Source organism: Archangium sp. (assembly GCF_036388035.1).
Classification (GTDB): Bacteria; Myxococcota; Myxococcia; order Myxococcales; family Myxococcaceae; genus Archangium.
In genome coordinates this window covers 1-12,623 of record NZ_DASVSO010001018.1, presented here as the reverse complement: position 1 = coordinate 12,623, position 12,623 = coordinate 1, and the positions used below count along the sequence as shown (strand labels likewise).

At 69.7% G+C, this 12,623-nt stretch carries 13 protein-coding genes and 1 pseudogene; 7 read left to right on the top strand and 7 right to left on the bottom strand.

Annotated elements, in window-relative coordinates; all coding sequences use genetic code 11:
• Nucleotides 1-576 (bottom strand): annotated as a pseudogene (locus tag VF697_RS41970) (hypothetical protein); the annotation flags it as partial.
• Between the two features lie 108 nt (nt 577-684).
• Here VF697_RS41970 and VF697_RS41965 point away from each other — a divergent pair.
• Entirely contained in the window at nt 685-1,185 is a 501-nt protein-coding gene (locus VF697_RS41965) for a hypothetical protein (protein ID WP_331104176.1), read from the top strand.
• A gap of 39 nt (nt 1,186-1,224) precedes the next feature.
• On the opposite strand, the gene VF697_RS41960 is transcribed toward VF697_RS41965, so the two are convergent.
• Complete coding sequence (locus tag VF697_RS41960) at nt 1,225-2,760, bottom strand: aminopeptidase P family protein (RefSeq protein WP_331104174.1); 1,536 nt, start codon at nt 2,758-2,760, stop codon at nt 1,225-1,227.
• Nucleotides 2,761-2,809: 49 nt separating this feature from the next.
• The gene (locus tag VF697_RS41955) at nt 2,810-3,559 is read right to left on the bottom strand and encodes a 16S rRNA (uracil(1498)-N(3))-methyltransferase (RefSeq protein WP_331104172.1); all 750 of its coding nucleotides are present in this window, start codon (nt 3,557-3,559) and stop codon (nt 2,810-2,812) included.
• Between the two features lie 134 nt (nt 3,560-3,693).
• Between VF697_RS41955 and VF697_RS41950 the strand changes: the two genes are divergently transcribed.
• Nucleotides 3,694-4,848, top strand: a complete 1,155-nt coding sequence (locus tag VF697_RS41950; RefSeq protein ID WP_331104170.1) for an Ig-like domain-containing protein — start codon at nt 3,694-3,696, stop codon at nt 4,846-4,848.
• Between the two features lie 5 nt (nt 4,849-4,853).
• Here the strand turns inward: VF697_RS41950 and VF697_RS41945 are convergent, their stop codons facing one another.
• The gene (locus tag VF697_RS41945) at nt 4,854-5,420 is read right to left on the bottom strand and encodes a DUF2378 family protein (protein ID WP_331104168.1); all 567 of its coding nucleotides are present in this window, start codon (nt 5,418-5,420) and stop codon (nt 4,854-4,856) included.
• Between the two features lie 230 nt (nt 5,421-5,650).
• On the opposite strand from VF697_RS41945, the gene VF697_RS41940 reads away from it, so the two are divergent.
• The gene (locus VF697_RS41940; RefSeq protein WP_331104166.1) at nt 5,651-6,826 is read left to right on the top strand and encodes a tRNA-uridine aminocarboxypropyltransferase; all 1,176 of its coding nucleotides are present in this window, start codon (nt 5,651-5,653) and stop codon (nt 6,824-6,826) included.
• A gap of 70 nt (nt 6,827-6,896) precedes the next feature.
• On the opposite strand, the gene VF697_RS41935 is transcribed toward VF697_RS41940, so the two are convergent.
• The 3 genes from VF697_RS41935 to VF697_RS41925 all read right to left on the bottom strand — a co-directional run bounded on the left by VF697_RS41935 (nt 6,897) and on the right by VF697_RS41925 (nt 9,733).
• Nucleotides 6,897-7,976 carry a cytochrome-c peroxidase gene (locus VF697_RS41935; RefSeq protein WP_331104165.1) on the bottom strand — a complete coding sequence of 360 codons (1,080 nt, stop codon included), beginning with the start codon at nt 7,974-7,976 and terminating at the stop codon, nt 6,897-6,899.
• Nucleotides 7,977-8,193: 217 nt separating this feature from the next.
• A complete protein-coding gene (locus VF697_RS41930; RefSeq protein WP_331104164.1) occupies nt 8,194-8,538 on the bottom strand; it encodes a TRL domain-containing protein in 345 nt (114 codons plus the stop codon).
• Between the two features lie 79 nt (nt 8,539-8,617).
• Nucleotides 8,618-9,733: an acyltransferase gene (locus VF697_RS41925; protein WP_331104163.1), complete on the bottom strand. Its 1,116-nt coding sequence runs from the start codon at nt 9,731-9,733 to the stop codon at nt 8,618-8,620.
• A 118-nt stretch (nt 9,734-9,851) separates the two neighbouring features.
• On the opposite strand from VF697_RS41925, the gene VF697_RS41920 reads away from it, so the two are divergent.
• From VF697_RS41920 to VF697_RS43640, 4 genes are all read left to right on the top strand, one after another.
• Nucleotides 9,852-10,412, top strand: a complete 561-nt coding sequence (locus VF697_RS41920) for a hypothetical protein (RefSeq protein ID WP_331104161.1) — start codon at nt 9,852-9,854, stop codon at nt 10,410-10,412.
• Entirely contained in the window at nt 10,413-11,531 is a 1,119-nt protein-coding gene (locus tag VF697_RS41915) for a cytochrome-c peroxidase (RefSeq protein ID WP_331104159.1), read from the top strand.
• Nucleotides 11,532-11,572: 41 nt separating this feature from the next.
• Complete coding sequence (locus VF697_RS41910; RefSeq protein WP_331104158.1) at nt 11,573-11,968, top strand: hypothetical protein; 396 nt, start codon at nt 11,573-11,575, stop codon at nt 11,966-11,968.
• Between the two features lie 126 nt (nt 11,969-12,094).
• A complete protein-coding gene (locus tag VF697_RS43640) occupies nt 12,095-12,478 on the top strand; it encodes a response regulator (RefSeq protein ID WP_414641462.1) in 384 nt (127 codons plus the stop codon).
• Nucleotides 12,479-12,623: the final 145 nt, after the last annotated feature.

Below are 12,623 nucleotides of genomic sequence, written 5' to 3'. Positions count from 1 at the left end.
CTCGGAGGCGTTCATCAGCTCGCCCATCGGCATGCGCGGGAACCCGTGGTGCCGCTGGAGCTGCCGGGCCGTCCAGACCATCCGCAGCAGGGTGAGCACGGCCCTCAGGGGTGGAGCGCCCATGTTCTTGGACATCTGGCGCTGGAGGGGCGAGTTGCGCCGCATCGCGTAGGTGGCGTGGAAGGCGACCGCGGGCACTCGCACCAGCCCGGCGACGGTGCGGCCCCAGGAGCTCATCGTGTCGTAGACGATGCAATCGGCCTGCTCCGTCCGCACCTGCTCCGCCATGGTGGGCGCCTCGCGCATGCCATGGAGCATCTGCTCGAGGATGAGGGGCATCAACTGCTTGGGGTTCGGCTCCTTCCCGCCGCCGGCCTGCTGGGTGGCGAGGTTGAGGGGCGAGTGGAGCCGGCTGTCGATTCGCCGGAACGAGGCCCCGATGTTGCGCACCACCGTCTCGTATTCCGCCGTCGCGTAGAAGACGACCTCTTCTCCCCGGGAGAGCAGCTCCCGGGCCAGCGGGAGAATCGGGTTGACGTGACCATCCGCCGTCAAGGGGAAGAAGAGGACTTTCATTCTGGGGACGTAATGTACCCGGCGGACTCCCGGCGCGAATACCTCGGCGGTGGCGAAATCGACTGGGCTCTTGTGTCACATGGGGGGTTTCATGCCTGGAGCCTGCTCATGACGCGTCACCTCTTCTTGCTCCTCCCCGTGCTCGTGGGCCTTCCGGGTCTGGCCCGAGCCCAACCCATGACGCCCTACCACCCCCGGATCGCGGGCGTGCCCATGTCCTGCACGTCCCCTCAGGGCGCTCCGGTGGCCTTCGTGCCGAACACCTCGCTCGCGGACGTCGGGCTGTGGTTCCCCGCGTGGCCCGAGGTGCCGGCACACGTCGAGTACAACCCCGCCTTGCTGGCGCGGCTGCCGTCCCCGGTGCAGCTCTTCTGGTTCGGCCATGCCTGCGCGCACGCGGTGCTCGCGGCCCCCTTCAACGAGGAGAGCGCGGACTGCTGGTCCCTCCAGCTCCTGAAGCGGCGGGGGCTCGTGTCGCGCACGCAGGTGGGGGAGCTCCAGTCCTACCTCCTGGGCGCCCCCGTGGTGCCGTGGGGTCATCAACCAGGCCCCGAGCGCGCACGGCTGCTGCTCGGGTGCTACGACCGGGCCTCCGGGGCCCGGAAATAGGGGAGGGTGCCCGGAAGCCCGAGCACCCTCGGAGGCGCGTTAGCGCTTCTCGCTCCAGACCTGCTTCATCCAGTCCTCGACGTCCTTCGTCTGGCGCGGGATGTCCTCGGACAGGACGCGGCAGCCCGTCTTCGTCACCAGCACGTCGTCCTCGATGCGCACGCCGATGCCCCGGTACTTCGACGGCACCGTCAGGTCGTCCTTCTGGAAGTACAGGCCCGGCTCCACCGTCAGCACCATGCCCGCCTTCAGCTTGCCGAACTTGTAGGCCTCCAGCCGCGCCTGCGCGCAGTCATGCACGTCCAGCCCCAGCATGTGGCTGACGTTGTGCAGCGAGTAGCGCTTGTAGAACTGGTTCTCGTCCTTCAGCGCCTCCTCCGGCTTCGTCTTGAGGATGCCCAGCCGGTACAGGCCCTCGGCCAGCACGCGCATGGCCACCCGGTTCGGCTCCATGAAGTCGTTGCCCGGCTTCACCGCCTCGATGGCTTGGTCCTGCGCCTCCAGCACCAGCTCGTAGATTTCGCGCTGCTCCTTGGAGAACTTGCCGGAGATGGGCAGCGTGCGCGTGATGTCCGCCGTGTAGAGGCTGTTGCCCTCCACGCCCGCGTCCAGCAGCAGCAGCTCGCCCTTCTTGAGGTCGCCGTCGTTGCGCGTCCAGTGCAGCACGCACGCATGGTGGCCGGCCGCGGCGATGGTGCCGTAGCCCACGTCGTTGCCCTCCACCCGCGCGCGCAGGTTGAAGACACCCTCTACCTCGCGCTCGCTCCGGGCCGCCTTCAGCCGGCGGATGACGTCCTCGAAGCCCCGGTGCGTGGAGACGATGGCGGCCTCCAGCTCGCGCACCTCCACCTTGTCCTTGATGAGCCGCATCTCGGACAGGGCCGTGGCGAGCTGCTTGTCGCGCTCGGAGTGCTCGGGCACCGCGCCGTCCACCTTCACGGAGTGACCGCGCAGCACGCGCGTGGGCAGCACCGCCGCGCCCCGCAGGCCCTCCAGGAAGTTCTGCAGCTCCGGCAGGCCCCGCGCCTCGTGGATGCCAAAGCGCGCCTGGCTCTCCTTCACCCCCAGCCGAGGGCCCACCCACAGCTCGCCCTTCACGCGGTCCGTGAAGAAGGTGGAGTCGCTGCGGCCCGGGTTCGGCTCCACGAAGAGGATGTCCGTGTGGCCGCCGCCCTCCTTGGGCTGGAGGACGAGCACGCAGTCGGGCTCCATGTTGCCCGTCAGGTAGTAGAAGTCGGTGCCCGGCCGGAAGCGGTAGTAGGTGTCGTTGGCGCGCACCTTCTCGTGGCCGGTGGGAATGACGAGCGTCTCGCCCGGGAAGAGCTTGGAGAGCTCCCGGCGGCGGGCCTCGAAGACCTCCGCGTTCTTCATCTTCGGCGGCGGCTTGCCCGCCTGGGGCTTCCACCCCTGCATCATGAAGTCGAGCAGCGCGGGCGGAGGCGCCGTGTCGTGGCTGGCCGGCTTCGACTTCACCTCCGACTCGGGGGTGACGAGGGGCTGCTGCTCCGGCGCCTGGTCCTGCTGGGGCTCGGGGAGTGCTGCGGCTTGGGCTCGGGATTTGGTCGTCTTCGCCATAGGGAGGTGACTCTTCAACAACCCATCCCGCCCCTTCAAGCCCGATGCGCTACGTCGGACGCGCGGTGTCCGCTCGGAGGAGTTCCAGTTGTCCCAGGAGGACGGGCACCGCCGTCTCCACCCGGAGGATGCGAGGCCCCAGCGAGAAGGGCCGGAAGCCGTGGGCCTCCAGCAATTCCGCCTCGAAGGGCACCCAGCCCCCGTCGGGGCCGATGGCCAGCACCACGCGCGGGGCGGTCCGCGCACCCACCTGGGAGAGCGGCTGCCGCGCGGGAGGGTGGGGAAGGAGGCGGACGGCCTCGGGGCCGAAGACGGCGTCCAGCTCGTCCTCGACGAAGGGGCGGAAGCGCTCGCGGACGAGCACCTCGGGCAGTCGGGTGTCCCGGGCCTGCTCGAGACCCTGGAGGAGCAATTCCTCGACGAAGTCGGGGGCGAGCACCTTGGAGTCGAAGTAGCTCTTCTCCACCCGGGCGGCGTTGACGAGCACCACGCGGTCCACGCCGAGCTGGGCCGCGGCGGGCAGCACGCGCTTGAGGGCCTTGGGGCGGGGGATGGCGAGCAGCAGGTCCACGCCAGCCCGGGGCGGGGGCGGGTCGGTGAGGGAGACGCGCAGGCGGAGCAGGCCGGAGGTGTTCTCCAGCACCTCGCCGGTGCCCACGAGCCCGCCGAGCCGGCCCACGCGGAGGGTCTCTCCAGGCTCGGCGCGGAGCACCTCGCGGGCGTGCTGGGCCCGGCGGCCGGTCAGCTGGACGGTGCCGTCGGGGAGGAAATCGGAGTCCTGGAGGAGGAGCAGATTCACGACACCGCCGTGCATACCTGAAACGTCCCCACCGCGGGAGATCCAGGTGATCCGGGTAATGAAGCTTGAACGGGCCTTTGGTAAGGTCCGCCCGCCTCCGCCTCCGCGGACCACACCTGGGATTGGAACAACACATGAACTGGAGATCGCTGTCGCTCGTCGCGAGCCTTGTTGTGATGGGCTGCAACCCACAACTCGAGGACCCCGCGTCGTCCGAGCTGGCGGAGCTGCACGACGCGCTCACGTCGAGCGTGACGCAGACCGTCACGCCCGGGGTGTGCACGACGAACGTGGTGTTCGAGACCATCTCGGCACCCGCCCCCGGATTCCGGGCGACGTGCAGCTCCAAGTGCCTGAACGAGTCGACGGTGACGTTGAGGCTGCAGATCGAGGAATACACCGGCTCGATCTGGCCCTGGGTCTCCTTCAACTACACCGGCTTCGCCGCGAAGGTGGGGGGCTCGGCGTCGACCCAATATTCGAACGCGTCGCCTGGCCTCTATCGCGCGCGGTGCAACGTGGACTACTCGGACTCGAACCGAAACCACTTCTCCGCCGACGTCATCAGCGCGGAGCTCGAGCAGGCCCGCACGGATGACGTGACGCCGCCCACCGTCGTCCTCACCGCTCCCGTTTCGGGCACCGAATCGAGCGGCACCGTCACCATCACCGCGGATGCGACGGACAACGTGGGCGTCAAGAAGGTCGAGTTCTATCGCAACGGGGCACTCATGGTCACTGACACGACGCCCCCGTTCGCGACGGGCCTCAACTTCGCCGACTCCTACTACCCCGCTGGCCCCCACACCTTCCATGCGAAGGCCTACGACGCGATGGGCAACGCCAGCACCTCGCAGAGCGCCACCGTCACGAAGGTCGTGGTCGTGTGCAACCCGACCACCTGCGAGCAGCAAGGGAAGAACTGCGACTTCGTCGACGATGGCTGCGGCGGCTGGCTCGACTGCGGGTACTGCGCGGGCTCGGAGATCTGCGGGGGTACCGGCGTCGACAATGTCTGTGGAACGCCTCCCCCTCCTCCCACCGCGCAGGTCTCGTTGAGCGTCTCCGGACGGAGTGGCGAGCGCGTCACCTCGAATCCGACCGGACTGTCGGTCTCCGTGGGCCAGACGGGCACGGCCAGCTTCGTGGTCGGCACCTCCGTCACGCTCACCACGTCGAACTCGCGGGAAGCGATCTGGTCCGGGGCCTGCAGCAGCGGCGGCGCGAAGGCCCGGCGCTGCACGTTCACCGTCCAGGGGAATGCGTCGGTGTCGGCGAACATCCAGTAGAACGCCTACCAGCGCACCTCGAACGTCATGTCCTCGGGGCCCGTCTGCTCCCAGCGCGTCTGGGGCGACTGGGCCCCGGTGGCGCGCAAGGCGGCGTGGAGGATGCCGTTGTAGTAATCGCCGGGCAGCGGCACGCCTCGGAAGTACACCCGCCAGTCGTTGGGGCCGAGCCGCTCCGTCTTGCGCTCGCCGAAGTTGCTGCTGCGGCCCACGAACTCGGGAACCTTGCGCATCAGCCGCTCCGGGCCGAGCAGGTGCAGCGCGGCGAGCTGGATCTGCCCCAGCACCGTCTTGCGGTAGCCGTCGAAGAGGCACGCGCCCACGCGGAAGAGTGCCTCGGACGGGGGCAGGGTCGCGAAGCGCTGGCGCGCCAGGTACTGGAGCATCTCGGCGAAGCGCTCCACTGGAATCTCCGGGGGGACATAGTCGGTCCCGCCGCTCAGCCGGACGAGCTCCCGCATCTCCGGGGAGCGCTCGGAGATGTCCAGGCCGCGCAGCAGACCTTCCAGGGGGGCGTAACGCATCCGCCGGGGAGCGGGCTGGAGCGAGGAGACTGCGGCGGCTGGGGGCATGAATCACCTCGGGCGAAGTCACCCGAGCCAGGAGGTTGTCACAGGAGCACACTCGAAAACCACCCGAGGGAGCAGCCGCATGAGTGCCGACTCCTGACGCACCGCGCAGCGGGAAGTCCCCTGTCGGCCCCGACTTCCCCTCCAGGCAGCCGAGCGTCGCTTGCCTCCCGTCCCCGCCTTCACGCGGCCAGTCCTTGCCGGCCCCCCCGGCGTGCCGTTAAAGCGGCGGGGTGCGTTCTCTCTGTGTCCGCTGCCTCCGTCCCCAGTCCACGTGCTACTGCGCGCGCGTGCCCCAGGTGGACTCGCGCACGCGGGTCGTCTTCCTGCAGCATCCCCGTGAGCGGCGGGTGGCCATCGGCACGGCCCGCATGGCGCACCTGTCGCTGCCCAACTCCGAGCTCTACGTGGGCGTGGACTTCTCCGGCCACTCGCGGCTGGAGGAGCTGGCGGCCCGTCCCGAGCGCGTGGCCGTGCTCTTCCCCGGCGAGGAGGCCATCCCCCTGGAGGAGGCCCGCCTGCACCCGCCCGAGACGCTCATCGTGGTGGACGGCACCTGGCCGCTGGCGCGCAAGGTGGTGAAGACGAACCCGCTGCTGGCGGGGCTGCCGCGCATCGGCTTCGTCCCGCGCCGCCCGAGCAACTACCGCATCCGCGCCGAGCCGGCGGACCACTGCGTCTCCACCATCGAGGCGGTGGTGGAGGTGCTGGGCGCGCTCGAGGGAGAGCAGGAGCGCTTCGACGCCTTGCTGCGCCCCTTCGAGCACATGGTGGACACGCAGCTCGACTGCCAGGAGAAGCGGACGGATCCGCCGCGCCGGCGCATCTTCAAGTCCGCGTGGCAGCCGCCTCAGGAGCTGCGCTCCATCGCCGAGGACTTCGAGCACCTCGTGCTCCTCTACGCCGAGGCCAACGCGCACCCCCTGGAGCAGAACATCCCCTCCGAGCTGGTGCACCTCGTGGCCATGCGCCCCGCCACGGGCGAGCGCTTCGAGAGCGTGCTCGCCCCGCGGCAGCCGATGGCCCGCAGCACGTCGCTGCACGTGGAGCTGCCCGAGGCGGCGCTGCTGGCGGGCGAGTCGCTCGAGACGGGCCTCGCGCGCTTCCAGGCCTTCCTGCGCCCGGGGGACAAGCTCGCGGTGTGGACGACGTTCGCGTTGGATCTGCTGCGCCGCGATGGCTTCCCCGTCCCCGAGGCGGTGAACGTGCGGCTCGCGTGCGCGCGGGCGCTCAAGCAGAAGACGGGCGGGGTGGAGCAGGGGGCGGAGCTGCTGGGCGCGAGTCTTCCCGTGCCGTGGGCCCAGGGGCGCGCCGGGCGGCGCATCGCGGCCCTGGAGGCCGTGGTCCGGGCGCTCGATGCGCGGGGCCGGGCCACCGAGCCCCCGCCCCGGCAGCGGATGGCCTCGTAGCCATCCTCCTCCCGGGCGGAGGCGACGGCCCCCGCGTCACCCGTGGGGGCGCGGAGGCCGGGGCTTCACGCTACGACGGATCCGGCTTCGGGGTCTTCGGGCCGCTGGCCGGCAGCTTCGGCTTGGCGATGTAGCTCTTGGGCAGCTCGCCGGTGAGCGAGTCGAGGAACGTGACGATGTGCTTCACGTCCTCGTCGTTGATCTGCTTGCCGAACTGGTGCTGGGCCATGAGCTTCACGGCCGTCTGCACGTCCTTCACCGAGCCGTCGTGGAAGTACGGCGCCGTCTTCGTCACGTTGCGCAGGGTGGGGACGCGGAAGATCATCCGGTCCGACTCCTGCTTGGTCAGGTCGAAGCGGCCCTGGTCCTTGGACTCGAAGGGCACCACGAGGCCGAGCTTCTGCAGCGAGCCACCGATGGCGGCGCCGTTGTGGCAGGTCTGGCAGCCCTGGCCGAGGAACTTGCTCAGGCCGACCTTCTCCGCCTCGGTGATGGCGTTCTCGTCACCGGCCAGGTACTTGTCGAAGCGCGAGGGGGTGACGAGCTGGCGCTCGAAGGCGCCGATCGCCTTGCCCACGTTGTTGTACGTCACCGGGTCGGCCTCGCCCGGGAAGGCCTTCTGGAAGGCCGTGACGTAGCCGGGGATGGACTTGAGCGTCTCGACGACGCGCGCCTCGCTGGGCATGGCCATCTCGACGGGGTTGAGGATGGGGCCCTTGGCCTGCTCCTCGAGGTTGGGCGCGCGGCCATCCCAGAACTGCAGGATGTGGCCACCGGCGTTGTACACGGTGGGCGAGTTGCGGCCGCCGAGCTGCTTCTTGTGGCCCGGCGAGAAGGGCTTGCCGTCCACGCCGTACTTGTTCAGGTCGTGGCAGCTGTTGCAGGAGACGTCGTGGTTCTTCGAGAGGCGGTTCTCGAAATACAGCATCCGCCCCAGCTCGACCTTCTCGGGGGTGATGGGGTTCTTCGGGTCCTCGAAGCGGGTGGGCAGCGCCTTGAAGACGTTGAGCATGGCCCGGTCGATGACGGCCTTCTGGGTGGCCGGGGCCGGGGCGGCGGGAGCGGCCGGCCTGGCCGCCTGCGCGAAGACCGGAGCCGCCGCGGTGGCGGCGATCAGGAGGAGGGGACGAACGAGGGTCTTGAGTCGCATGGAGTCTGCTCTTTCACTGAGCTTCACGGCCGGGGCCCATGTCGGGCCCGGGGGAGGGGGAGGCCGCAAGCCGAGACGGGAAATTAGCAGCCCCCAGGGCTCGGAGGGAAACGGAGGAGGAGCCTCCAGGCCCCGGTCACTCCCGCCTTCTCTCCGGTGAAACGAGGCGCCGCGTCCCTCGGCCCGACAGAGCGGGGACGCGGCACCGGGAGTGAAGCTAGTCGCCGTACACCACGGAGCAGTACTTCGCGTACAGGCCGAGGATGTTCTCGAAGCGGTAGTCGATGTGCGAGACGCGGGTGATGTTGGCCCTGCGCGCCACCTCGTTCACGCCAGCGTCACCCGTGGTGACGATGCCGAGGATGGACGTGATGCAGCCCTCGCCGGACTTCGCGCCGAGCTTGGTCTGCTCGTTCACGAACGTGTAGCCGGTGGTGCTGGCATACAGGGTGGAGAAGCCGATGGCGCCGGGGCTGGCGAAGGCGACACCCGCGCAGCCCGACAGGCTGCTGGCACCGATGGAGAGGAGGGCAACGACGGACAGCTTGCGGAGCGTGTTCATGGTTCCTCGCTTGGACTGCCAGTAGGAGATGAAGCGCCGCGCATCTAGCCCGCCTGAAGGACGGAAGTAAAAAAGTTTCTCAGGTGCGCTGTCCGGAGCGCAGCACGGCCCCGTCCATCGGCACGGGACGGGCACGCCACGCGGGGGCGTCCACGGGGCGGCGACCCTCCCCGCGCACCAGCCGCGCCAGGCGGGCGATGGCGAAGCACACCGCGAGCAGCCCGAGGCCCACCGCCAGGGCGGGCAGCAGGCCCAGCGTGGGGCCCATGCGCCCGGCCAGGCCCTCCGTGCCGGCCCAGCCGTACACCACCGGCAGGTGCAGCACGTAGAGCCAGAGGGAGGCGCGGCCCAGCGGCGCCAGCGGCCGGGAGAACGCCTGGGGCAGCAGGTTGATCACGCCCAGCACGAGGAGGCCCTGGCCCACGCGGAAGGCCACGAGCCACGCGCTGGTGGGGCTCCAGTCCGAGGGCAGTCGCTGGGTGAGCAGCATCAGCCCCCCGCCGAGCGCCAGCAGGGCCAGGCCCTGGGGCCAGCCGGGCTTGAGCAGCCGCAGCAGGTGGGCCGCGAGCGCCCCGGCGAAGAAGAAGCCCGCCCACGGGAAGAGGGGGAAGCGCGAGCCCGGCATGCCCACCGCCTGCCGCAGTTCCAGGGGCCAGGCCGTGGCGGCGTTCCACATCCACGGGCTCGCCAGGGGGAGGCCCACCGCGAGCAGGACGAGCACCACGGCCCGCGTCCAGGTGCCGCGCGCCAGCACCAGCACGGCCGCGCCCACCAGCAGGCTCACGGCGATGCTCTGCAGCGCGTCGAAGGCGAAGAGGCGCGAGCGCAGCTCCAGGCCCCAGCCGAGCGCGTGAACGGCGTCCCAGCCCGGCCAGTGCACGAAGTAGCCGAGGAAGAGCAGCAGCGCCGCCCGCCGCGCGCGGCGACCGAAGGACTCGCCCGCGCTCTCCTTCGCGGTGCCGAGCGCGGACACCACCGCGAAGCCGGCCACCAGGAGGAAGAGCGGCGCGGTGATGCCGCGCAGCTCCCAGTAGCGCTGCACCCACGGGTGGGCGCGCACCGCGGGGGCGAGCAGCGCGTCCAACGTGTGCCCCAGCACCATCGCCACCACGGCCAGGCCTCGTGCCCCATCGAGTCCGGGATGGCGGGAGGAGGGTTTGCCGAGGTCGAAGAGCGAGGTGCCAGGTCGAGTCACGAGTCCTGAGCATACGTGCAGGCGGGCCGCTCGTCTAAGAAGTGCCATGACGGGTTGTCCGGGCCGGGCTCGGCGCCGGAGGTGACGCGGGGGGCGTGGGGTGCTGTCATGGCGCGTCATGACTGCCCGTGAAAACCTCCTGGCCCTGGTGTGTCTGTGTTTGCTCGCGCCGCTCTCCGCCCGGGGCGAGGAGCCCGAGCTTCCCTCCCGGGACGACTGGTGGGGTCAGGACAAGGCGTTGCACTTCAGCGTCAGCGCGGGCCTGGCCGGCGCGGGGTATGCCGGGGGGGCCCTGCTCTTCGACGCACCCGGGGCGCGCTGGCTCACCGGCACGGGAGTGGCGCTCGGGGCGGGGATTGGCAAGGAGCTCTACGACGCCGGACGCGGGAGCTTCTTCTCCTTCAAGGACCTCACCTGGGACGTGGTGGGCACGGCCACCGGGCTGGGCCTGTCCTGGGCTGTCGACCGGCTCTTCTTCCACCGGGAGGCGCCCGTGCCCCCGAGTTCCGAAGCCGGAGGGCTTGCACGGGAGCCTGCCTCTCAGAGGGGCGGGAGAGGGCTCCCAAGCGGGACGGGTCTCACCCTGGCCCTTTCCGTGGCGGGGAGGGGAATTCCACAAGGAGGGCCCGGAGGTGGTAAAAATCCATCCGTGACGTTGCTCCTCTTGGGAGGTTGGTAGATGACGCGGAATCGGCTCTTGCTTGGTCTGGGACTGGTGTCCCTGGGCACCTTCTCCATCTCTTGCAGCCGCGAGTCTCCTCCGCCCGCGCCCACCGCCGCCGCTCCGGTCGCAGCCGCGCCCGCGCCCGCCGCCGCCGCGGAGCCGGCCAAACCCACCATGGGCTACGAGAAGATCGTCTCCTTCTTCCGCCTGCCCCCCTCCGCGAAGGTGGTCGAGCCGAAGGACAGCCCGGAGCAGGTGACGCTCGGACACAAGCTCTTCTTCGAGGCGCGCCTGTCGAAGAACCACGACATCTCCTGCAACAGCTGCCATGACCTGGCGACCTTCGGCGTGGATGGCAAGGCCACCTCCGAGGGCCACAAGGGCCAGAAGGGCAACCGCAACGCCCCCACCGTCTTCCACGCCGCGGGTCACGTGGCCCAGTTCTGGGACGGGCGCGCCGCCACGCTCGAGGAGCAGGCCGCGGGTCCGATGATGAACCCGCTGGAGATGGCCATGCCGGGCGAGAAGCGCGTCCTGGCCACGCTCAACTCCATTCCGCAGTACGTGAACGAGTTCAAGGCGGCCTTCCCCGGCGACAAGAAGCCCGTGAGTGTGGGCAATGCCGCGCGCGCCATCGCCGCCTTCGAGCGCAAGCTCCTCACCAGCTCGCGCTTCGACAAGTTCCTCGCGGGCGACGAGAAGGCGCTCACCGAGCAGGAGCGGCGCGGGTTGGATCTCTTCGCCGCCTCGGGCTGCACCACGTGCCACAACGGGCCGTCGGTGGGTGGCACCTCCTTCCAGAAGCTGGGCCTCATCGAGGACTACCCCACCGAGGACAAGGGCCGCTTCGAGGTGACGAAGAACGAGGACGACCTGCGCAAGTTCCGCGTGCCCACCCTGCGCAACGTGGAGAAGACGGGCCCCTGGTTCCACGACGGCTCGGTGAAGGAGCTGCCCGAGGCCGTGCGCCTCATGGCCAAGCACCAGCTCGGCATGACCTTCTCCGACGCCGAGGTGGCGGACATCGTGGCCTTCCTCAAGAGCCTCACCGGCGAGCTGCCCGGGGGCGGACTCGTGTCGGCCCCCGAGCTCCCGCCGAGCACCAAGGCCACCCCGAAGCCGGATCCGACGTAAAGCTCGCCTCCCGGCCGGGGGGGCGCTAGGAGAGGAGGGCCATGAACACCCTCCTCTCCCTTCATTCGTACCTGCGCTACCTCGTGCTGCTCGTGGGCGTCGTCGCCGTCGCCTGGTTCGCCTTCGGGCTCGCCACGAAGCGGCCGGTGGACAAGTCCGTCCGCATCCTGGGCTCCAGCTTCGCGGGCCTGCTGGACACGCAGATCCTGCTCGGCATCATCGGTGTGGCCATGGGCCGCTACTACCCGGCGCTCATCGGGCACATCGTGATGATGATCCTGGCGGCCGGTCTGGCCCACGCGCTGCTGGTGAAGAATCGCAAGAGCGCCACTCCCGGCTACGTGCTGCCCCTCATCGCCGTGGGCGGGGCGCTCCTGCTCGTCGCGGGCGGCATCCTCGCCATCGGCCGCGGCTTGCTGAGCGGCGTCTATCTCTGACGGCGGTTCGAGCCGTCCTGGATTGCCGGAGCAGGAGGGGCAACGGCCTGTTGCCCCCGGCCGCCGGCAACGAAGCCCCTTGCCTCCGGTTTCTGGAAACCGCGCACTTCCGCCACTGTCCTCTGGGTGGACCAGGATGTGGGGCGCAACCTCGCTGCCCATAGCGCCGTGGAGCAGTGTGGCATTTCCATTCACAACACCTCTTCAATGGAAGAGGCGAGAAAGCTGATCGCCCAGCAGTCGTTCAACCTCGTCATCACGGATGTGGAGCGCCCCGGAGATTCAACAGCCGGATACAGTCTGCTTCGCTGGGTCCGCGGCAATCACCCATCCCTCCCTGTCATCCTCTATCCGCGGGGCGGAGGGTCTCGCGAGAGCCGAGAGACAGCCCAGAAGACTGGTGCGTTCTTGAGCACGGACGATACGGGGGAGTTGGTGAATGCCGTCGCCAACATTCTGGGTGTGCCTTGCGGTGATGGGCCTTTTATCTGGCACCCGAATAGGGAGTAGGTGCGGTCCCGGTCCCGGTCGCTACAGGGCCGTGACCACCAGCGGCGCCGCCACGAGTCGCATCGCCTCGACCACGGGCCCCCACCGCTTGCCTTCCAGCACCCCGCCCAGTCCTCCCAGCGAGGCGAGGAACCAGGCCGCGAAC

Excerpts from the sequence above, each read along its gene's own strand:
- VF697_RS41965 (WP_331104176.1), top strand. The coding sequence starts at position 685 with ATGACGCGTCACCTCTTCTTGCTCCTCCCCGTGCTCGTGGGCCTTCCG.
- VF697_RS41960 (WP_331104174.1), bottom strand. The coding sequence starts at position 2,760 with ATGGCGAAGACGACCAAATCCCGAGCCCAAGCCGCAGCACTCCCCGAG.
- VF697_RS41950 (WP_331104170.1), top strand. The coding sequence starts at position 3,694 with ATGAACTGGAGATCGCTGTCGCTCGTCGCGAGCCTTGTTGTGATGGGC.
- VF697_RS41945 (WP_331104168.1), bottom strand. The coding sequence starts at position 5,420 with ATGCCCCCAGCCGCCGCAGTCTCCTCGCTCCAGCCCGCTCCCCGGCGG.
- VF697_RS41935 (WP_331104165.1), bottom strand. The coding sequence starts at position 7,976 with ATGCGACTCAAGACCCTCGTTCGTCCCCTCCTCCTGATCGCCGCCACC.
- VF697_RS41930 (WP_331104164.1), bottom strand. The coding sequence starts at position 8,538 with ATGAACACGCTCCGCAAGCTGTCCGTCGTTGCCCTCCTCTCCATCGGT.
- VF697_RS41920 (WP_331104161.1), top strand. The coding sequence starts at position 9,852 with ATGACTGCCCGTGAAAACCTCCTGGCCCTGGTGTGTCTGTGTTTGCTC.
- VF697_RS41915 (WP_331104159.1), top strand. The coding sequence starts at position 10,413 with ATGACGCGGAATCGGCTCTTGCTTGGTCTGGGACTGGTGTCCCTGGGC.
- VF697_RS41910 (WP_331104158.1), top strand. The coding sequence starts at position 11,573 with ATGAACACCCTCCTCTCCCTTCATTCGTACCTGCGCTACCTCGTGCTG.